This window comes from Marinomonas algarum (assembly GCF_020532605.1).
GTDB classification, from domain to species: Bacteria; Pseudomonadota; Gammaproteobacteria; order Pseudomonadales; family Marinomonadaceae; genus Marinomonas; species Marinomonas algarum.
This window is the reverse complement of record NZ_JAJATW010000015.1, coordinates 65,202-86,425: the sequence shown is the minus strand read 5'-3', so window position 1 is coordinate 86,425 and position 21,224 is coordinate 65,202. Positions and strand designations below refer to the sequence as shown.

Genomic DNA, 21,224 nt, shown 5'->3' with positions numbered 1-21,224 from the left:
TGACTTTATCTCCACGCCCCAAGGTGATGGGTTCGTTAAAGGCAAGCGAAGCTCTGGCTATTTTGCATTAGAAACAATCACTGGCGAAACCGTTCACGCCAGCGCGAACGTCAAGAAAAGCGCAGTTAGAATTAAAGCACGGACCACCACATTAACTCAAAAATGGAGGGTGCAAGCAATTCCTCCTCCCGCTAAAGCAGGAGGTATCCTTGCCTAAAAAATGATGAAGCATAAGTCCTACATTTGTTGTCATGTCTGCTATGACTGGCTCTGAAATAGGTTGGCTTGGTTTTCTAAGTCATCTGGGGATAAGCGGTAAATTCGCATGTTATCAATGCAGTAGGCTCCCTGCTTTTGGTAAAAATCAATTGCAGGGGTATTCCAATCTAAACAACCCCATTCTAAAAACTCACACCCCTTTGACAGTGCATGTTTCGCTAGAAATTGCATCATGATATTGCCTATACCTTGACCCCGTTGCGAGTGTCGAATAAAAAGTGCATCAAGATATAGGCCCGAGCGGCCAGTAAATGCGGAGCTTTTCTGATAAAAATAGGCAAAACCAATATCGACCTCATCATAGGATATAAAAACGGCCTCACCTCCCCCTGATTCTAATAAGCGCTCGATACTCTTAGGTGTTGCTGTGATCTTGTCGGCCATTTTTTGGAATGTGCCCAACTCTTTCATAAAATCTACGATCAGTGTTGAGTCTTTCGGAGAAGCGTGTCGGATAGTGCAAGAAGGATGCGGGGTCGGTATGACGCTCATAATGTTTTTTAGCCTTTATGATAGGTTGATATAAGAAGCAAAACAGTCAGTAAAAGTGGTCGTTTACATTGAAGTATCAATGACAGCGGTTGCCTGTAAGATCACACTTGGACTCAAAATATGCTGACGAATAAGGTCTGTTGCTGTTTCAACGTCTCTTTTTAAGAGTGCGCTAACAAGTGCTTCATGTTCTTTTTTATTTGCATCAAACACAGCAAGGTCAATCATATTTTTCTTTAGCCATAAATTCCGATAGCGAGACGCTTTCTCATACAGGTCAGCTCTGACTTGTAACAGTGCAGATGAACGACAACCTTCAGCGATCGCGGTATGGAAGTCATGGTGATATTGCTCCCAAGTATGTGGCTCTTTTTCCAGTTGGTCCGCGTGAAGTTTCATTTTATGAGCGCAGGCTACAATATTCGCTTCCCACTCATCCCCTCCTCGTTCTATAGCAAAACGAGTACATAGCGCTTCAATTTCGGCGCGAGTCTCATAAATATCAACTAATTCGGCTTTAGAAATGGGATGTACTCTAAAGCCCCGTTGGTTTTCGACGATGACGAGTTGTTTAACAAGCAGTTGTGACAGTGCCTCCCGCAATGGTCCGACTCCAACCTCATATCGCTCCTTCAGTCGAGTCATACGTAATTTTTCACCAGGTTGAAAGTATCCCGTCAAAATATCATGTGTTAATGCCCCTAAAACCTGAGAGGCAGAATTATCTTTGCTGTCAACGCTGATACTTTCATTACTTTTCATTTTTGTGCTCGTTTTAATGTGCTTTAAACCTAAACCATATCAATCTTTTTTTAGCTGTTTGCATTCTATGTGAAGACGTAGAAATAGTTAAGCAACATTCTATAAAATGCTTGACGTTTCGTTTAAATAGATTACATTAGATCAAAATGTAGATGTTTTTATAAAATACAGATGTTTTACTGCACAACAAAAATAACAGGAGAGAGATCATGAGTACAATGATGAAAGAGCACGCTACTGCCACAGAAATGCATGGGTTTTCTGTAACAGATTCCCCTGCTAGTAAGCGTTTAAAAGTTGTTATGCTAGATGAAAAGACGACGAAGGCATTTGCAGAGTCTGTTGCAGAGTGGACGGTGCAAGCCATTGAATACAAGCCGTTTTTGCGTTTTGAAGTAGCGGATCGCCTAGACAAGATCACCAATCAGACTTTGAGTGCCGTACTTAACGATATCATCCGCGACCGTGAAACAGGAGCGTTTTTATTGGATTACGCAGGCGATCCTGGTGTTGGTGATAGCGAAGAGGCGCGTACCGAATTTAATGTGAAATTATCAACCGCTATTTCCCACTTGGTTGGTTTGTCCAACCACGATGCGATGTATGGCCAATACTACGCACGCTTTACAGTACGTAACGTTGACAGTTCAGACAGTTATCTGCGTAAACCTCACCGTCGTATGGAACTGCACAACGATGGAACGTACGTTAATGAGCGTACGGATTATGTTTTGATGCAGAAACTAAAAGAAGAAAATATGGAAGGCGGTAATTCTTTGATACTGCATTTGGACGATTGGGAAGACTTAGAAACATTCGCTAAGCACCCTCTAGCCAAACAAGACATCGTTTGGGGAGCACCAAAGTCTAAAAACGTTGATACTAAGGTTGAGCACCCTGTATTTTTTGAAGAAGACGCTGACGGCAAACCATTGATGCTGTACATTGATCAATTCGCTGAGCCTAGTAATAAAGAACAAGGTAAGTATCTGTATGAAATGGGCGAGTCATTAGAAGCGGAACAAAATTGCTTGTCTGTACCCGTACCTGTGGGCTCTATGCTGGTGATTCATAATCACTTTTGGTTACACGGCCGTGATAAGTTTGTGCCACACCCTGACCTATGTCGTGAGTTGCTTCGTCAACGAGGCCACTTTACCAACTAATGCTTTTGCATCGAAGCAAAGGATGACAATGTAAAAGAAAAACAGCGACTAAGTAACGACTTCGTCGCTGTTTTTGTTTCCATATGATGAAGAATTATCAGTAATTTGAGAGCAAAATAATGTACGATTTTATAATAATTGGTGGCGGTATTGTGGGTGTCTCCACGGCATGGCAACTAAGACAGCGCCACCCAGACAAAAAAGTATTGTTACTTGAAAAAGAGTCGGTGTACTCCAAGCATCAAACCGGCCACAACAGTGGGGTGATTCATGCAGGTGTTTACTATGCACCAGGCAGCATGAAAGCACGCTTTTGTAAGGCAGGTGTGTCGGCGACGATGGCATTTTGCGACCGTAAAAACATACCCTACGACCAGTGTGGCAAGCTTTTGGTGGCGACAACCGATCTTGAAGTTGAACGCATGAAAGCCTTGTTTGAACGCTGTAAAGAAAATGGGCTAGATGTCGAAATGCTCGACGCGACGCAACTAAAGCAGCGTGAGCCAAACATCGTTGGTTTAGGTGGTTTTTTTGTTAAAGACACTGCCATTGTAGATTATCAGTTAGTCACAACTCATATGGCCGAAGAATTTGTTGAGTTGGGTGGTGAGGCCTTGTTAAACCATGAGGTAACAGGACTCACTGAAACTGAAGAAAAGGTCACAGTAGAAGCGCGCCATCAAGGTCAGTTAAAGACGTTTGAAGGGCGTTTCTTGATTACCTGTTCAGGGCTAATGGCCGACCGCACCACCAAAATGCTGGGTATTCCGACGGATTTTCAAATTATTCCGTTTCGCGGCGAATACTATAAGTTACCTGAAAAATACAACGATATTGTTAACCACTTGATCTACCCTATTCCTGATCCAGACTTACCTTTTTTGGGTGTACATCTGACGCGTATGATCGACGGCAGTGTGACGGTGGGTCCTAATGCAGTACAAGGTTGGAAACGAGAAGGCTACGGACGCATTAATATCTCGATCAAAGATGTTGCGGACATGGTGCGTTTTTCCGGCTTCTGGCGTGTGTTGAAAAATAACTGGCGTACAGGCCTCGTGGAAACAAAAAACTCTTTGTGGAAACCGGGTTATCTAAAAATGGTACAAAAATATTGTCCACAACTGAACGTATCAGATCTACAGCCTTATCCCGCCGGCATTCGAGCACAGGCTGTCATGAAAGACGGTTCACTGGTTCATGACTTCTTATTTGCGCAAAGTCCACGTAGTTTGCATGTCTGCAATGCGCCTTCGCCAGCGGCCACATCGGCCATTCCGATTGGTGATTATATTTGTGACAAGGTAGAAGAAGCCGTGAAGTAAGTGTTTACCATTGTATTGATGGGATAGGTATTGATGGCATAAAAAAAGAGCTTCATTTTGAAGCTCTTTTTTTATTTCTATAACACATGGTTCAAAGAGGGCTAATCCATTAGTAGATCAGGCAACCAAGTCACTAGTTCTGGGAACATCATCACCGTGATTAAGACACACAGTTTTAGCAGGACAAAAGGCAAGATGGACTTATAGATATCTAGCATGGTGACGTCTGGCGGTGCGATGCCTTTTAAATAGAACAAGGCGAATCCATAAGGTGGCGTTTGCACAGCGATTTCAATGTTCAAGATCATTAAGATACCAAACCATATAGGATCATAGCCCAATGCTACTGCGATAGGAGTAAAAATAGGCGCACAAATCAGAACAATAATAAATTCATCAATAATGAAACCCAACAACAACATAATCAGCTGAAACAGCATAATGATCACAATGGGCGGTAAACCAAGGTCCTGAGTGAAGCCTGCCACCATGTTTTGCACACCCATTAATAAATGGAAGTTACTAAACACCGACGCACCGACAATGATCCATAAAGCAACACTGACTAACAAGGCAGCTTGCATGCCTGCTTTTTGTACCATTCTTGGCTTAAAGCGTTTGAACAAGATAGCCAACACAATGGCACCAACTACACCTATTGCCCCTGACTCTGTTGGTGTGGCAATACCCATGATAATACTGCCTAGTACGGCAACGATTAGCAGCAAAGACAATAAACCATCGCGTGCGGTCAATAGCTTCTCTTTGGCGGTGGGTAATACATCTGGCACGGCATCAAGCGGTGCACGTTTAGGGTTTAATTTACATGAAATCACCACATAAGCGATTAACAAGACAATAGTAATCAACGCTGGAACAAGAGCGCCAATAAACATCCGTCCGACTGAGTTTTGGGTGGAGGACGCAAACATGATCATGGGGATACTAGGGGGAATCAAGATCCCTAAGCCGCCGCCTGCCATGATGACACCCAAGGCAAGACGTTTATCGTAACCACGCTCAAGCATTGGCCGTAATGCGATACTGCCTGAGGTCATAATGCCCGCGCCTATGATACCGACCATGGCACCAATCATGGAACACACCACGATAACACTGATCGCTAAAGAACCACGAATGCGGCCAATTAACATTTGGCTGGCATTAAACATAGCATCACCGATGCCTGAACGTGTGAGCAGTTGGCCCATATAAATATAAAGAGGAATGGCCAATAAAATAAAACTAAAGTGGGTAGATTCTAAGGTGGTAGGAATAACGTTAAATAAAGCGTCCCCCCACGTTATATAGCCGATGCCCATGGCAATACCGCCCAGCGCCAACCCAACGGGAGCACCTAATGCAAACGCAGCAATGATGCAGACTAATAAAATCCCCGTTAATGCTTCAATACCAATCATGGGTTACCTTCCTGTGTCTCTTGCGATTCTTGCGATGGTGCAAGCAACAATGGCTTACCGGTTATTGCTTGATGAAATGAGTTAATCCAATCACTGGAAAGTTGTAAAATAAGAAGAACACAGGCAACCGTGATCATTAGCCAGTAGTGATGGGTCTGTGGCGCCCACTCACTTTGACGGCGATAATTAAACTCAAGAGCTTCTTCAAATTTACCGATACTCATCTTGCAGATAATAACGACAAAAAACATCGCTAAAGCGAAAGAGAATAAGTTGAAGATGCCTTTAGTGCGTGCACTCACTTTGTTATAGAGAATGTCCACATTAATGTGAGCGCGCTGCTGTTGAGCATAAGCTCCGCCTAAAGCGGCAATATAGCCAAACAGAAACAAAGACACATCGTAGGCCCAGATGGTGGGTTCATCCAAGATATAACGAGAAAAAACTTCAAAGGCTACCACACAGGCTAATACGGGCATAAGATAAGAAACAGAGTTTCCAACGAAAGCCACAACCGTGTGGACACCTAGACAATAGCGTCTAATTGCAGTCATTATCATTATTTTTACCTGTAAAGGTGGGTCAAAAAAACAAAGCGGCTTTCATATAGAAAGCCGCTTTGATAAACGCGGGTGAATTACTGTTGTTCTTTACGTAGAACGTCGATCAATTGCTTGCTGTATTTGTCAGAAGCAGCGTACTCATCTAAAAGACCCATGCCCGCTTCTTTCCATGCGACTTTATCTGCATCACTTGGCTCTGGAGACCATTTAAGCCCTTTTGCCTGCATATCTGCGAGGGCTTCTGATTCCCATAAAATGGATTTAGTCATCTGTTCTTGAGCATGAATGGCAGTAGCACCTTCCACGATAGCTTGTAGATCAGGAGACAATTTTTTCCATGCATTACGGTTTACCACAATAGGCAACACTTGTGCACCAGCTAGCGGTAATGGGTACATGTATTTTGCTACTTCAACGTGGTTACCGTCGCGGTGGTCAATAATGTTAGAACCAATAGAACCATCGATGACGCCAGTTGATAGGCTAGTGTAGATTTCAGACCAAGAAAGGGAAACGGGTGAAGCACCTAAGTTGCGTAAAAATTTACCGTAAGCACCAGGAGCACGAATTTTTAGGCCCTTGAAGTCTTCAACAGACGTGATCGGATCTTTAGTAATGACGTATACTGGTGGTTGTACATATGGGTCGAGCCATACTAGGCCTTGAGAGCCATAGGCTTCTTTTAAAATAGGTGCCCAGCCTTTTTCATGAAACAAGGTAGAAAGCTCACCAACATCGTCTGTACCACCTGGTAGGCCTACTTCCACCACGCCTGCTGGTAATTCACCTGCATGCATTGATTGGAAAGGCGCACCCATCGCAATTAAACCTGTCTTAACAGACCCTAAAATACCTGTTTGACCAACACCTTCTCCGGCATACAGCATCTGTACATTAATGCGACCGTTGGACATGGTGTTAATGTTGTCTGCAAGGTTTTGGTAGACTTCACCGAAAGCTGTGCCTCGATTGTACAGGTTTGCAAAGCGCCAGTTGTGTTCTGCTGCATGTGCTGTAGACGCTACTGCACCTAGGCCTAAAGCGACTGCTAATGAACTCGCCATCAATTGTTTTTTTACTTGTTGAAACGTTTTAATCATAGCATTTCCTCGGTCTTATAAAATTGCACAAAATATCACACATCTATTTATGTTGTGGCTCACTGTCGATACTTTCAAAAAGCATAATGGTGTTAAAGCACACAAAACTCATCTAAAGTTTTGTCGCTACCAAACAATCATAGGCTATAAAAAACTATATAAATCAAACGAGTAGGGAAAGTAGTTGCACGCATACAGTGCCATTAATACCATTTTGGTGCATTTAATATATGAAATAGTCTAATGACTTAGATGAGATATAATGATGTATAGTGTTGAAAACTATGCACTTTATTTGCTTTTTTCGACCTATTTTACTCTATGCTTAAGTGGGTTTTATATCGCACCATAATGGACCACTTGCATATTGAAGCCAGTGACGAGTTGTATTTCAACAGCAATGTTGCCATGGCATCCGCTGGTGTTTTTAATCAACAAAAAATATGGGAGAGCCTTTTAAGAGCAATTTTTTTAACGTTAGATCGTTGATTACAACCAAAGTAACCCAGATCCCTGTAAACTCAAAAATGTAACCTCTATTTATCGGAAGTAGGAAAAGCCATGAGCGTCAAAAATTATTCACTAGGGCAAGTGGGTGACTACGAGATTAAGCAGTTAAAAGTCTTCAAAACAGTGGTGGATTGTGGCGGTTTTTCAGCCGCTGAGACATCGCTTAATATCGGTCGATCGACGATCAGTTTGCATATCTCGAACCTAGAGTCTCGTTTGAATTTGGTGCTGTGCAAACGTGGCCGTGGTGGTTTCTCACTAACAGAAGAAGGGGCAATCATCTATAAGATGACTGAGAATTTATTGGAGTCGCTAGATGCGTTTCGCACCACGGTGAATAATTTAAACGCCAGTTTAACCGGTAAGTTGCGCATCGCCTTGTCAGATAAGGTGAGTTTAGATCCACGCAGTCATTTTCCCGAACTCGTTCGCCATTTCTCTAATGTTGCACCAGAAGTGTTTATTACAACCAATGTGGCTTCGATGACGAACATTGAGAGAATGGTATTAAACGACGAAGCGGACGTGGGTTTTATTCCTTATCATCGTAAGTTAGATGGCTTAGATTACATTCATTTATACAATGATCGTTGTTGTATCTATGCCACAAAAGATCACCCTCTTGCCTCTTTGTCGCTACAAGAACAAGAAGAGCAAGTGGATACCTTCCCAGCGTCTCATGCAGGGCTGAAATATCATGAACAAGCGAGTGAGCAAATTCACCAAATGAAACTGTCTAGTATTAGTTACTTTTATGACAGTCGTTTAGCGCTGATTTTGTCTGGTTTGTACATTGGCTTTTTGCCAGAACAATACGCAGAACCTTATGTAAAATCAGGACGTATTGTGCCCATTGCGGTGAACACTCGCCATTATAATTTGGGGGTTGCGGTTGCAACTAAGAAAACTGCACAGCCAAACAGACCAAGAGAATTGTTTCTAGAAGTATTACACGAGACAGTAAAAGATCTTCGCGCTCCCTACTAAAGCGGTTATGAGAGCAACATAAGTAAAAAAGAAGCAGAGAAACAGCAGCAGAAAAGTAAAAAGCCACCCTACAATGGTACAGGATGGCTTTTAGAAAACTGTTCAGAACAGAACGATGATAGCTTAGGCGAGTGCTTCTTTAAGACATGCTTTAAAGATGTCCATGCCCTCGTCTATAAGATCCATTTCGATGGTTAAAGCTGGCAAGAAGCGAATAACGTTACCGCGAATACCACAAGCGAGCAAAATCAAACCGTGTTTTGCTGCAATAGCAGGCAGTTTTTTAGCAAGCTCTGGGTAAGGTTTATTAACATCACCGTCGTGGACAAACTCAATAGCAATCATTGCACCGGCATTACGTACATCACCGATTAACTGGGGATATTCTGCTTGGATTTCAGTAAGGTGTTTAACAAAGTAAGCCCCTACTTCTGTCGCACGATCACACAGTTTTTCTTCTTCAATGACATCAAATACCGCAAGACCTGCTGCACAACCAACAGGAGACCCGCCGTATGTTCCACCTAAACCACCAGGAACTGGTGCATCCATAATGTCAGCTTTACCAACTACTGCAGCGAGTGGCATACCCGCAGCGATGCCTTTTGCTGTGGTCATTAGATCCGCTTCTACACCGGCCTGTTCATGGCAGAAAAGCGTCCCTGTACGACCAAATCCAGATTGAATTTCATCAATGATCAATAAAATTCCGTGCTCATCACACAAAGCGCGCAATTTCTGTAAGAAGCTAGACGATGCTTTGTAGAAACCACCTTCGCCTTGAACAGGCTCAATTAAAATAGCGGCAACGCGAGAGGCTTCAATATCGCACGTGAAGCGCATTTGTAAATCAGCAAAAGCTTGATCTTCCGTAATACCCAAGTAATCGTTTGGATAAGGAACGTGATAGATATCACTTGGGAAGGGACCAAAGCCAATTTTGTAAGGCGCAACTTTACCCGTTAAACCGAGGGTCATGTTGGTTCGACCGTGGTAACCACCGTTAAACGCGATGATACCAGGGCGTCCTGTATGAGCGCGGGCGATTTTAACGCAGTTCTCTACGGCTTCTGCGCCCGTTGTCACAAAAATAGACTTTTTCGGTGTGTTTCCAGGTGCGGCGGCATTGAGTTTTTCCGCTAAGGCAACGGCAGATTCATAGGGGTTGACCATGACACAGGTGTGAGTAAAGCGTTCCATTTGTGCCAGTACAGCCGCTTTGACTTTTGGGTGGTTATGACCTGTGTTTAACACGGCAATACCTGCACCAAAGTCAATATGACGGTTACCTTCAACGTCCCATACTTCAGAATTTAAAGCACGGTCCACGTAAACAGGTGCCATATTTGCTTGTCCACGCGCTATAGCGGCTTCTTTGCGTTGTTGTAAATCTGCGTTGTTCATTTTCTCACCTTAGTTGATAAGCGACTCTCTGTCATTAGGCTATCAAGAGAGTCAGTATTGAAAAGAGTATTTTGACGAAAGCCAGTAAGGCTTTTAAGCAAGTCCGCCCATGCACAGGTATTTAACTTCGATATATTCATCGATCCCGTATTCAGAGCCTTCACGGCCACTGCCGGATTCTTTTACGCCACCGAAAGGCGCCACTTCATTGGAAATGAGTCCTTCATTGACGCCCACCATGCCGTATTCCAATGCTTCAGACACTCGCCAAGCGCGGGACATATTTTGGGAATAGAAGTACGAAGCCAAGCCAAATGGGGTATTGTTTGCCATGGCAACGGCTTCTTCTTCTGTGGAAAATTTGAACAAGGGAGCAACAGGGCCGAAAATTTCATTTGAAAATATTGCCATGTCTTCTGTCACACCGGTCAAAATAGTCGGTTCGAAAAATTGTGTGCCAAGGCTGGATGCTCTTGATCCCCCGATTAAGACATTTGCTCCTTTATCGACCGCTTCTTTGACCAGCTCTTCTACCTTGTTAACGGCGGCGACATTGATCAATGGCCCAATCGTGACGCCATCAGAAAACCCTTCGCCAGTTTTAAAGGTCGCTACACGTTTCGCGAGCTTTTCTGCAAAGGCGTCATAAACTCCCTCTTGTACAAGAATACGGTTGGCACAGACACAGGTTTGGCCTGCGTTGCGGTATTTGGAAGCAATAGCGCCTTCTACTGCCGCATCTAGGTCGGCATCATCAAACACGATAAAAGGTGCGTTGCCACCCAACTCCATAGAAGTACGTTTGACGGTTTGTGCACACTGAGACAGCAGCAATTTGCCGACGGGTGTTGAGCCAGTAAAAGACAATTTACGAACGGTTGGATGGCCGGTTAACACGCCGCCAATCGCTTTGGCATCTTTACCTACAACCACATTCAACACACCCGCTGGAATGCCAGCCTGATGGGCGAGTTCCGCAAGCGCAAGTGCACACAATGGGGTTTCTTCAGACGGTTTAAGCACAATCGTACAGCCTGCTGCCAATGCTGGGCCCGCTTTACGAGTGATCATGGCAATAGGGAAATTCCAAGGTGTAATCGCAGCCACAACGCCAATAGGTTGTTTGATGGTTAAGACACGCTTGTCTTTGGCAAAGGTTGGAATGACGTCGCCATTTAAACGGCGCGCTTCGTCGGCAAACCAGTCAATAAAAGCGGCACCGTAGGCTACTTCGCCTTTGGCTTCAGCAAAAGGCTTGCCTTGTTCCAGCGTCATTAAAGTGGCTAAATCTTCTACGTTATCAAGAATCAGCTGATTCCAACGACGTAACAAGGTCGCACGCTCTTTTGCAGTACGTTCTTGCCAAGCTTTTTGTGCCATATTGGCTGCTTCAACCGCTTGTGTGGTTTCATCTGCCCCTAAATCAGCAACATCAATCAGGTGTTGGCCATTGGCTGGGTTAGTAACAGGGAAGGTTTTGCCAGATGTCGCTGAGACCCATTCGCCATTGATGTAAGACTGATTTTTTAATAAAGCCGGTTGAGATAACTTGGTTTGCATGAGGTACTCCAAAATTGACAGCAAAGGTTGAGTGAAAAAGTAAATCATGCCACAACCTTGCATGTTTACGTGGCATTGATAGTAGGCAATGGACAGCATTTGAAAAATGCGCAGCAATCAATTCAATGTTTGATCTTATTCAAACATTGCAGAGAAGATGGGCGATTTAGTAAATAAGGCTATATAAAACAAAGGGGGCGTTAAGGTAACATAACTTTTTATGATGACTAGACGAAGCGAACGGCATGCACTCAACCGATACCCCTCTTCCAATGGATAAGAATACACACAACCCAACCTTTCAATGGCGCTTTCTTTCACCTCGTTTTTGGCTCACCTGGTTGGCGGTGTTGTTTGTATTTTGTTTGGCCTATGTGCCTTTTCGATTGCGTGACAAACTGGCGAGTAAACTGGCGCCTTTATTAATGATGCGTAAAAGTGGTCCGTTAAAACGTGCCCGCGCCAATATTGCACAGTGTTTTCCACAGAAAACGCACGAAGAGCGAGAAGCCATATTGCGGGGTAGCTTAGAAACCGCAGCACGATTTTTTCTATCTTATGGTGAACTGCTGGTTCGCAGTGAAAAGTATAAAAAGAAGCGCAATAAGGTAATTGGCGGTGAACATCTTTTCCCTTTACTGGATAAGGGCGAAAACGTCATTACGCTCGTGCCTCATTGCTGGGCGATTGATTACACGGGGTCCATGTTGGCGTCTCTTGGCTATACAGTGACCACCATTATGAAACCACAAAAGAATCCATTGATTGATTGGCTTTTACACACTCAGCGCATGCAGTATGGCCGCGGAGTGGTTTACCCAAGAAGTGCGGGTATCAAGCCTTTTTTGCAATCTGTTAGAAAAGGCCATGTAGGTTATTACTTACCCGATGAAGATTTAGGTGCTCAACACTCTGTTTTTGTGCCTTTTTTTGCCACTGAAAAAGCCACCATGAAAGGCTTAGGCAAGTTAACAAAATTAACCAAGGCGCACATCGTTCCTATGTTGCAAGCGTATAATGCAAAAACAGGGCAATACGAGTTGCATATTTACCCGGCGCTAGAGAACTTCCCCACAGGGGATGATGCGCAAGATGCTGTTCTGATGAATCAAGCATTAGAGCAGATGATTGGTGCGCATACTGATCAATATATGTGGATTTTAAACTTATTACGCAGTCGCCCCGATGGGTCAAAGCTGTACTAATTTTTCTTTTATTTGATGGAGCCTGCCATGACGGCCACGATTACTTCCCCTCAGAATGAGGACATTCAGGCAGTTAAAGCCTACCTGTTGTCTCTGCAAGACCATATTTGTGCCTCGTTAGAAGGCATCGAGTCTGGCACACAATTCCAAGAAGACGCTTGGGATCGCCCTAACGGTGGTGGCGGTCGTACGCGTGTTATTGCGGGCGGCACTGTGATCGAAAAAGGCGGTGTGAATTTCTCCCATGTGATGGGAGATAATTTACCGCCTTCTGCGACAGCGGATCGCCCTGAATTGGCGGGCGGTCGTTTTGAAGCCATGGGAGTGTCTTTAGTGATTCACCCAAAAAACCCAATGGCGCCAACGTCGCATGCCAATGTTCGTTTGTTTGTGGTGTATAAAGAAGGCATGGACCCTGTGTGGTGGTTTGGCGGCGGCTTTGATCTGACACCCTATTACGGCTTTGATGAAGACTGTGTCCATTGGCACCAAACTGCGCACGCTGCGGTCACGCCGTTCAGTGAAGAATATTATCCACGGTTTAAAGCCTGGTGTGATGAGTATTTCTACTTGAAGCATCGTGGTGAGCCTCGTGGTATTGGTGGTTTGTTTTTTGATGATTTTAATGAAGGTAGCTTTGAGCACTGCTTTGGCATGACAAAGGCGATTGGTGATGCGTATACCAAGGCATATTTGCCGATCTTGCAACGTCGTAAAGACTTACCGTTTACCGAGCAACAGCGAGATTTCCAACTTCATCGACGGGGCCGTTATGTAGAATTTAATTTGGTGTTTGACCGTGGCACCCATTTTGGTCTGCAAAGTGGTTTAGGTCGTACAGAGTCTATCTTGATGTCATTGCCACCAGAAGTGCGTTGGACCTACGAGTACCAGGTAGAGGCCGACAGCGAAGAAGCCAAATTGACCGACCATTTCCTAACAGCGAAAGATTGGTTGGGGCTCGCAAAATAATCGTTTTTTGTACGATATTTTTGAGCTTTAAGGGATGTTTTTTCGTTTTTAAAAAGAGGACAGATTTTGGATCAATACGCCGTAGTGGGAAATCCGATTGCGCACAGCAAATCGCCGAGTATTCATGCCTATTTTGCGACGCAAACGCAACAATCGCTAACCTACTCAACCCTTCTGGGTGATGAAGTAGGGTTTGAGCAACAGGTACGAGACTTTTTTCAGCAGGGCGGCAAAGGCCTCAATGTGACTGTACCGTTCAAAGAACGTGCTTACGCCATGTGCGATATATTGAGCCAGCGGGCGAAACAAGCCGGTGCGGTCAACACCTTGTTGCTCAGTGAAAAGGGCGAATTGTTTGGCGACAATACCGATGGCATCGGCATGGTCAGAGACATCACAGATAATTACCAGCGAACACTGAAAAATAAACGTGTGTTGATTCTGGGAGCGGGTGGCGCCGTACGTGGCGTACTTGAACCTATTTTGTCAGCGTCCCCCGCTTCTGTAACCATTGCCAATCGCACGGTAGAAAAAGCCCAAGGCTTGGCCGATCATTTTGATTGTCTGGCGTCGTCTTTTGATGCATTAGAAGGCACGTTTGACATCATTATTAACGGCACATCGGCGAGTTTGTCGGGCAATTTGCCACCCTTAAAAGACGAGCTGATCGGCGATCAAACTTGGTGCTACGACATGATGTACGGCATTGAGCGCACGGTATTTTTACAATGGGCCCATGAACGCGGTGCTGATGGCGCTGACGGTTTGGGCATGTTGGTAGGGCAAGCCGCAGAGGCATTTTATTTGTGGCGACAGGTCCGTCCAAATACAGCCAGTTTAGTAAAGGAAATGCGCCAACAAATGAGGGTGGCATAATTCAGTAGCAATAGGATGGGTAACATGAAAGCGCAATGGTTTAATTCAGTGGACCAAATTGGCCAAGCCAAATGGCAGGCCGCCATCGGCGAAACTCAGTCTCCTTTTGCGCAATTTGCTTTTCATCAGGCGCTTGAACAAAGCAAAAGTATTGGCGATGGTACGGGCTGGTACCCTGAATACTTGCTGGTGATGAACGACGATGACAGTCCGCTGGCCATCGCCCCAACCTATTTAAAAACCCATTCTCAAGGCGAGTTTGTTTTTGATTGGTCTTGGGCGGATGCTTACCAGCGTTACGGTATGCGCTACTTTCCTAAACGTATTTGGGCAATTCCCTTTTCCCCTGTTACTGGGGTGAGACTTTTTTCGCACCTAGACCCTAAGGGTGACGATGTGGCGTTTTCTCATCTCTACCCTGCTCTTGCCGAGTTAATGACCCAAGCGAATCAAGAACGTGACCTTTCCAGCTGGCATTTGCTGTTTGCAAAGCCAGAACATGCGGCGTTATTTGCGTCAAATAAAGATCTGTTGCAACGTATTTCTTGTCAGTTCCATTGGTTCAATCGTGACTACAAGGACATGGCGAATTACTTCTCGCACTTTTCCAGCCGCAAACGTAAAGCGGCACGCAAAGAGCGAGAAAAAGTCGCCCAGCAAGGCATCACCTTAACGCGTACTCTTGGCAACAAGCTGACCGAGGCCGAGATCGATTTCTTTTACCAGTGTTATCAATCCACCTACGCCAAACGTGGTCAACAAGGCTATTTAACGCGAGCGTTTTTCGGTTTATTGGTCGAAAAAATGGGTGATCAGATTGTTTTGGTGCAAGCCTTTCGGGGCGAAAAAGCCATTGCTGCGTCCTGGTGTTTCTTTGACGATCATTCCTTGTATGGCCGCTATTGGGGCTGCCTAGAAGAAGTAGATTGCCTGCATTTTGAAGCCTGCTATTACCAAGGCATCGAATTTTGTCTAGAAAAAGGCTTACAGCATTTTGATCCGGGTACTCAAGGGGAGCACAAAATCGCCCGTGGTTTTGAACCTGTGTTTAGCCACAGCGTGCATTACATCGCCCATGAAGGCTTTCGCGAAGCGATTGGCAATTTCTGTGAAGAAGAAGCCCAAGCAGTGCGTGAATACCACCAAGATACCCACAAACTGTTGCCGTTTAAGCAATAAAAAAGCCCGTATCCAAAGATACGGGCAGCTTTTAAGATCAAACGTCTTTGTGTGGGCCGAACAATTCGTAGTGAATGCGGTCCGCTTCGACGCCGAGTGTCAGCAGTTGTTGTTTGACGAACATCATGAAGCCAACAGGGCCGCATAGATAGAACTCACCGTTGTTCAATGGCAGGCTGTTTTGTATTTCATCAAGCTGCATGTTGCCAGAAAAAACGTTTTCTTCTGAGGTGTTGCCCTGTTCGTACCAAGTGAACACAGATAAATTTAAAGCGTCTTTCTGGCTGTTTACGTGATCTTTGAATGAGTGCTGATTGGCATTCGTACAAGCGTGTAAATAGCTGACGGGTTGAGCGTATTGCTGTTGTGCCAAGGTATCTAGCATGGCTTGCATCGGCGTTAAGCCTACGCCACCAGAGATTAAGACAACGGGTGTCTGCTTGTCTTGGAAGAAGAAGTCACCTGCAGGTGGCATGGCTTCCACTTCGTCACCGACGTTGACATGGTCGTGTAGGTAATTCGACATAACGCCCGCCATCTCATTAGCGCCTTCACGCTTTACGCTGATGCGGTAGCTTTTACCGTTGGGCGCAGTAGACAAGGAGTATTGACGAATTTCATCGTACTCGTTGCCTTTAGGGTGCAATTTCACACCTAAGTACTGTCCGGGAATGTAATCGATCACAGCACCACCGTCGATTGGCTCAAGTACAAAGCTGGTGACCAATTCAGATTCTGGTGTTTTGGATGCTACACGGAAACGACGGAAATCCATCCAACCGCCCGCTTCCGCCGCACGTTCTTTGTACAAATCGTCTTCTATTTTGATGAAGATATCCGCTAATTGACCGTACGCCGCTACCCAAGCCTCTTCTACGTCTGGGGTGAACGCCTCGGGTGCCAATTCACGTAATGTCTCGATAAGATGATGACCCACAATGGCGTATTGGTCCGGCTGAATGTTGAAACTGGTGTGTTTATGGGCGATACGCATTACCGCGCCAGTCAGTACTTCTAAGTTATCGATGTGTGTAGCGTAAGCAGCAATGGCATTAAACAGCGCAGCAGGTTGACCGCCGGTTTTCTGGTGTGTCATGTTGAACACATGTTTGAGTTCAGGATTATGCTGAAACATGCGTTTGTAAAAATATTCGGTAATGGCGGGACCGGCAGACGCCAATAAAGGAATGGTAGAGCGTACTGTGTCTATGTGTTGTTGAGATAACATCATGGTGTCCTTTTTATCAAAATGAGGAAGCGGTTGCTTACTTTATTGATTCTTATATTGCGAAGCTTATGCCAACTATTTTTTATCAATTAAATCAATTGTTTATATTTTTATTAAAACAACAAGAGTCGATATGACTCTACTTTTTCATAGTCAATTTGATTCACTTGAGTCAAAATGACACATACAGTCTTGATACCTGCCATAAATGGATAAGCCCTGATGAATCCGATTTCTAATAACGCCTTACTCAGCTTTGCATTGGATCTTGCCAGTGCCGTGACTCAGCCGAATCGCTTCGAGCAATTGGTGAACGCTATTCGGGCGACGATCAATTGTGATGCGGTGGTTTTATTGACTCGACACCGTGAAGTGCTAACACCCATTGCCCAGCGCGGTTTGTCTGATGATTTGATGGGGCGTCGTTTTATCATTGATGAACATCCGAGATTACAGGCGATTTGTGCCGGTCATTATCCAGTGCGTTTTCCCAGTGACTCGGATCTACCGGACCCCTACGATGGTATGGTCGTCGGTTATGGTGATCATTTGCCCGTGCATTCTTGTATGGGAGTCCCCCTGTATCTGGAGGGCGAATTGATGGGTGTAGTGACGTTAGACAGTATTCAGCCCCATGTTTTTGATCAAATCGACACCCGAGCGTTAGAAATTATCGGCACCATGGCAGCGATGACGTTAAACACTTCTATGTTGATGGAGCGATTGGAAAATCAGTCCCAGCATGCACAAGATGTTCTCAAAGTGATGAGCAAACAGTCGAATGACATGATTGGTCAAAGTAAAGCGATGCAAGATCTTAAGCAGGCGATCCAATTGGTGGCCTCATCCGATTTTGCAACCCTCATTGAGGGAGAGACCGGTGTAGGCAAAGAGCTGGTGGCGCGCTCGCTGCATGAGCAGTCTTCCCGTGCCGATGCGCCCATGGTGTATGTTAATTGCGCGGCCATTCCGCAACACCTCATTGAAAGTGAATTGTTTGGTCACGTTAAAGGCGCTTTTACTGGCGCAGATCGTGACCGAGAAGGAAAGTTTCTCCTCGCCGATGGCGGTACTTTACTGCTGGATGAAATTGGCGAGTTGCCCTTAGAAGTACAAGGCACTTTACTACGGGCCATTCAGAATCAAGAAATTCAAGCGGTTGGTAAAGATAAGGTGAGAAAAGTAGACGTGCGTATTTTGGCGGCGACCAATCGCCATTTGGAAACGGAAGTGGCTGAACAGCGTTTTCGTGCGGACTTATTTCACCGTCTGAGTGTGTTTCCCATTCATGTCCCTGCCCTACGTGAGCGTCAGGGCGACATTCCTTTGTTAGCCGGTTTTTTTGCTGGGCGTTTTCGTCGTAAATTAGGGCTGCAACAGCTGACACTGTCCGCAAGCGCTATTGCGTTATTGGAAGCCTACCATTGGCCGGGCAACGTCAGAGAGCTGGAGCATGTGATTTCTCGGGCGGCCCTGTTTGCTAAGGCTGATGCGGTTAAAACAGAGCAAAAGAGCGGCATTACTGTGATAACACCGGCTCATCTAACAGGGTTACAGATAAATAATCATTCAATAAAAAAGAAACAGAGCAGCGATTCAGACACTGAGGTTCAACAAGACCACTCGTCACAAAATAACAGCGTTGAAACGATTGATTTACGAGAAAAAACAGAGGGTTACCAACGGAGTTTAATTCGCCACGCGTTAGAGCAAAATGACGGTAACTGGACAAAAGCGGCACAACAACTGTCGATGGATCGCGCCAACCTAGCTAGATTGGCGAAACGTTTGGGTATTTATGTGTTGAAAGACATTCGTAGCGAATAGTGTCTTTTTAAGGATGGTTGGCCGCGCTTACTTGGCGAATGCGTTCTGCTGGAAAGGCCAACTTTGACATAAGGTAAGCTTTTAAATCGTCTGGGTAGTGCAACTCATCCAATGTGACCGCCATGCAATCTAACCACATGGCTTTTTCTTTCTCGGTAACGATGAGATGAGCATGGGCTTGTGGCAAACTCATGCTGCCGTATTTTTTAGAAAACAAACGTTCACCCCCCATCCAACCGGATAAAAACGCCACTAACTTATCAATGGTCAACGCCATGTCATCCGGATGCATATCATACAGAGGGCGAAATTCTGGGGTGTCGCCCATGATGCGATAGAAGTTTTCGACCAAGTTTTGTAAGCCCGATAATCCTCCGACCGCTTGCAAGGTTCCATCGGCTTTGCCATAGACTGGCGTTTCTGGAGCGTCCATTTATGAGTTGTCCTGTTTTGTGGGAGAGGTTTTTTTGGCCGCTAATTTTTCTTCTTTTTCACGATCCATTTTAATGGAGTTACGATAACCGCCAAGTGCGGCGAGCGCGCCAATGATCAAGCTCATATAAAGAGGAATCTCAAACAACATGGTAATGCTGATGAAAACACAGCCAACGGCGAGGGCTTCAAGGAAGGGCTTTAATTGTTTTGGCATAGGGCGTCTCCAACAGGATAAAATAAACGCGAGTCTAGCAAAATTCTTTGGCGATGTGCGCAGGATTGTGGAAAAAACCAACACTTATCCCATGCTATGCGAAAAGGGGTCATGTCGTAAAATCATCATTATTCGACAAGTTAGGCTGTGGAAAAGTGGCTCTCACTCTAATGTGGATAATTTAACGCGCTAAAAAGGGGTGTTTTTTGCTCACATGAGGCTATTTTTAGTTTGTTGTTTGAGTTTTGTGAATAACTCACGTTATTTTCCACATAAAAAAGCCAATCGTTATGATTGAGTCATTATTTTTTTATCCACAGGTCATCCCTAATCCGCAAGTGAGTTTCGTGTGTCAAAGTTATCCCAGATCAATGTGTTTCATGCCTTTCGTGAGAACCTTCCGTTAAACACCAAAATTTGGCGTATGGCATGGCCACCTATGGTGGCAAATATCACCACTCCTTTATTAGGTCTGGTCGATACCGCCGTGGTCGGTCACTTGGGAACGGCAACGCATTTGGCGGCGGTAGCGATTGGCGCCAGTATTTTCAGCTTTCTATTTTGGGCGTTTGGTTTTTTGCGGATGGGGTCGACAGGGTTAACGGCGCAAGCGTTAGGGCAAGACGATGAACGTCGGGTGCGTGAGTTGCTTCTACAGTCCGTACTGATGGGTGTGTCTATAGGCTTAATACTGATTGCTTTTAGAGCGCCCTTAATTGACTTAGCCATTGATCTTATGGCGCCCAGTGCAGAGGTAGAGCCTTGGGCGCGTTTGTATTGTGAAGTGCGAATTTTTAGTGCGCCTGCGGTATTGGCGGGGTATGCCCTAATGGGTTGGTTTTTTGGTGTGCAATATTCCAAAGGGCCACTGTGGATGTTGTTGGTGATCAATTTGGCCAACATGGTGTTGGATTACATTGCTGTGTATGGCTTGGGTATGGCCAGTGATGGTGTCGCTTGGGCAACGGTGTTGTCACATTATATCGGCGTTTCGGTGGCGGGTGTATTGGCGTGGCATAAGCTCAAAGGGTTTACTGGTCAAGTTCCGCTGCGAGTACTCGCAAAGTGGCGTGAGTACGTTGCTCTAATCAGGGTCAACCGTTACTTATTTGTACGTACTATTTTGTTACTGCTGGTGATGTTGTTTTTCACGGCACAAGGTGCGCGTCAGGGGGATTCAATCTTAGCGGCCAATGCGGTATTGCTTACCTTCTTATTGATCATTTCCAATGCGTTGGACGGTTTTGCGTTTGCAGTGGAAGCCTTGTGTGGCGAGTATTACGGACGTAAAGACAAAGCCAATTTTAAAAAGGTTATTAAACTGTCGACGTATTGGGCTTTGTTGGCGGCATTGGTGCTAACGCTGATTTTCTGGCTGCTGGGCAACCACATTATTGCGTTATTAACCAGTGTACAAAGTGTGCGAGAGGATGCCGCACTGTATCTACCTTGGTTGATCTTCTTTCCATTGTTAGGGGTCTGGTCTTTTATGTTGGATGGTATTTTTATCGGCACGACCAGCGTGAAGCAAATGCAAAACACCATGATTCTTTGTGTGCTTGGTGTGTTTTTCCCAGTGTGGTTTATCAGCCAAGACTTGGGCAACCATGGATTATGGCTAAGCCAAGCCATGCTGTTTATTGCCAGAGCCGTGACTCTTTATTGGTGTTATGTACAAAACATGAAAAAAGGCGTGTGGTTTAATGAGGTCTAGCGTAG

Annotated in this window: 20 protein-coding genes; 10 read left to right on the top strand and 10 right to left on the bottom strand. The window is 45.1% G+C overall.

The features are described from left to right. Positions 1 to 217: hypothetical protein (locus LG368_RS10880; protein WP_226754745.1), on the top strand; the 217-nt coding region annotated here is incomplete at its 5' end. Between the two features lie 41 nt (positions 218 to 258). On the opposite strand, the gene LG368_RS10875 is transcribed toward LG368_RS10880, so the two are convergent. Both LG368_RS10875 and csiR read right to left on the bottom strand, forming a co-directional pair. After that, positions 259 to 771, bottom strand: a complete 513-nt coding sequence (locus LG368_RS10875; RefSeq protein ID WP_226754744.1) for a GNAT family N-acetyltransferase — start codon at positions 769 to 771, stop codon at positions 259 to 261. A 63-nt stretch (positions 772 to 834) separates the two neighbouring features. Next, positions 835 to 1,533 carry a DNA-binding transcriptional regulator CsiR gene (gene csiR / locus LG368_RS10870; protein WP_226754743.1) on the bottom strand — a complete coding sequence of 233 codons (699 nt, stop codon included), beginning with the start codon at positions 1,531 to 1,533 and terminating at the stop codon, positions 835 to 837. A gap of 209 nt (positions 1,534 to 1,742) precedes the next feature. On the opposite strand from csiR, the gene glaH reads away from it, so the two are divergent. Next, positions 1,743 to 2,699 (top strand): glutarate dioxygenase GlaH, encoded by a 957-nt coding sequence (glaH, locus tag LG368_RS10865; RefSeq protein ID WP_226754742.1) that lies wholly within the window; start codon positions 1,743 to 1,745, stop codon positions 2,697 to 2,699. A gap of 119 nt (positions 2,700 to 2,818) precedes the next feature. Further along, positions 2,819 to 4,024 carry an L-2-hydroxyglutarate oxidase gene (gene lhgO / locus LG368_RS10860; RefSeq protein WP_264194039.1) on the top strand — a complete coding sequence of 402 codons (1,206 nt, stop codon included), beginning with the start codon at positions 2,819 to 2,821 and terminating at the stop codon, positions 4,022 to 4,024. A gap of 101 nt (positions 4,025 to 4,125) precedes the next feature. Here the strand turns inward: lhgO and LG368_RS10855 are convergent, their stop codons facing one another. The 3 genes from LG368_RS10855 to LG368_RS10845 all read right to left on the bottom strand — a co-directional run bounded on the left by LG368_RS10855 (position 4,126) and on the right by LG368_RS10845 (position 7,108). Further along, entirely contained in the window at positions 4,126 to 5,445 is a 1,320-nt protein-coding gene (locus tag LG368_RS10855) for a TRAP transporter large permease (RefSeq protein ID WP_226754741.1), read from the bottom strand. Beyond that, positions 5,442 to 6,005: a TRAP transporter small permease subunit gene (locus LG368_RS10850; protein ID WP_226754740.1), complete on the bottom strand. Its 564-nt coding sequence runs from the start codon at positions 6,003 to 6,005 to the stop codon at positions 5,442 to 5,444. Before LG368_RS10850 ends, LG368_RS10855 begins: the two co-directional genes overlap by 4 nt. A gap of 77 nt (positions 6,006 to 6,082) precedes the next feature. After that, positions 6,083 to 7,108, bottom strand: a complete 1,026-nt coding sequence (locus LG368_RS10845; protein WP_226754739.1) for a TRAP transporter substrate-binding protein — start codon at positions 7,106 to 7,108, stop codon at positions 6,083 to 6,085. A gap of 561 nt (positions 7,109 to 7,669) precedes the next feature. On the opposite strand from LG368_RS10845, the gene LG368_RS10840 reads away from it, so the two are divergent. Continuing rightward, positions 7,670 to 8,605 carry a LysR family transcriptional regulator gene (locus LG368_RS10840; RefSeq protein WP_226754738.1) on the top strand — a complete coding sequence of 312 codons (936 nt, stop codon included), beginning with the start codon at positions 7,670 to 7,672 and terminating at the stop codon, positions 8,603 to 8,605. 123 nt (positions 8,606 to 8,728) lie between these two features. Here the strand turns inward: LG368_RS10840 and gabT are convergent, their stop codons facing one another. Then, on the bottom strand, positions 8,729 to 10,009 hold the full coding sequence (gene gabT, locus LG368_RS10835; RefSeq protein ID WP_226754737.1) for a 4-aminobutyrate--2-oxoglutarate transaminase: 1,281 nt from the start codon (positions 10,007 to 10,009) through the stop codon (positions 8,729 to 8,731). A gap of 93 nt (positions 10,010 to 10,102) precedes the next feature. Further along, positions 10,103 to 11,569 (bottom strand): NAD-dependent succinate-semialdehyde dehydrogenase, encoded by a 1,467-nt coding sequence (locus tag LG368_RS10830; protein WP_226754736.1) that lies wholly within the window; start codon positions 11,567 to 11,569, stop codon positions 10,103 to 10,105. Positions 11,570 to 11,814: 245 nt separating this feature from the next. Here LG368_RS10830 and lpxM point away from each other — a divergent pair, with 245 nt between their 5' ends. The 4 genes from lpxM to LG368_RS10810 all read left to right on the top strand — a co-directional run bounded on the left by lpxM (position 11,815) and on the right by LG368_RS10810 (position 15,801). Then, on the top strand, positions 11,815 to 12,774 hold the full coding sequence (gene lpxM, locus LG368_RS10825; RefSeq protein WP_226754735.1) for a lauroyl-Kdo(2)-lipid IV(A) myristoyltransferase: 960 nt from the start codon (positions 11,815 to 11,817) through the stop codon (positions 12,772 to 12,774). 27 nt (positions 12,775 to 12,801) lie between these two features. Beyond that, positions 12,802 to 13,746, top strand: coding sequence for an oxygen-dependent coproporphyrinogen oxidase (gene hemF, locus LG368_RS10820; protein ID WP_226754734.1), 945 nt, complete (start codon positions 12,802 to 12,804; stop codon positions 13,744 to 13,746). Between the two features lie 66 nt (positions 13,747 to 13,812). Further along, positions 13,813 to 14,622, top strand: a complete 810-nt coding sequence (gene aroE / locus LG368_RS10815; protein ID WP_226754733.1) for a shikimate dehydrogenase — start codon at positions 13,813 to 13,815, stop codon at positions 14,620 to 14,622. 24 nt (positions 14,623 to 14,646) lie between these two features. Further along, positions 14,647 to 15,801 (top strand): GNAT family N-acetyltransferase, encoded by a 1,155-nt coding sequence (locus LG368_RS10810; protein WP_226754732.1) that lies wholly within the window; start codon positions 14,647 to 14,649, stop codon positions 15,799 to 15,801. 37 nt (positions 15,802 to 15,838) lie between these two features. On the opposite strand, the gene hmpA is transcribed toward LG368_RS10810, so the two are convergent. Beyond that, positions 15,839 to 17,032 (bottom strand): NO-inducible flavohemoprotein, encoded by a 1,194-nt coding sequence (gene hmpA, locus LG368_RS10805; protein WP_226754731.1) that lies wholly within the window; start codon positions 17,030 to 17,032, stop codon positions 15,839 to 15,841. 219 nt (positions 17,033 to 17,251) lie between these two features. Between hmpA and norR the strand changes: the two genes are divergently transcribed. Next, positions 17,252 to 18,856 carry a nitric oxide reductase transcriptional regulator NorR gene (norR, locus tag LG368_RS10800; protein ID WP_226754730.1) on the top strand — a complete coding sequence of 535 codons (1,605 nt, stop codon included), beginning with the start codon at positions 17,252 to 17,254 and terminating at the stop codon, positions 18,854 to 18,856. A gap of 7 nt (positions 18,857 to 18,863) precedes the next feature. On the opposite strand, the gene LG368_RS10795 is transcribed toward norR, so the two are convergent. Both LG368_RS10795 and LG368_RS10790 read right to left on the bottom strand, forming a co-directional pair. Continuing rightward, complete coding sequence (locus LG368_RS10795; protein WP_226754729.1) at positions 18,864 to 19,289, bottom strand: group II truncated hemoglobin; 426 nt, start codon at positions 19,287 to 19,289, stop codon at positions 18,864 to 18,866. Next, entirely contained in the window at positions 19,290 to 19,505 is a 216-nt protein-coding gene (locus tag LG368_RS10790) for a hypothetical protein (RefSeq protein WP_226754728.1), read from the bottom strand. A gap of 424 nt (positions 19,506 to 19,929) precedes the next feature. Between LG368_RS10790 and LG368_RS10785 the strand changes: the two genes are divergently transcribed. Beyond that, positions 19,930 to 21,219 (top strand): MATE family efflux transporter, encoded by a 1,290-nt coding sequence (locus LG368_RS10785; RefSeq protein WP_226754749.1) that lies wholly within the window; start codon positions 19,930 to 19,932, stop codon positions 21,217 to 21,219. The last annotated feature ends 5 nt before the right edge of the window (positions 21,220 to 21,224 follow it).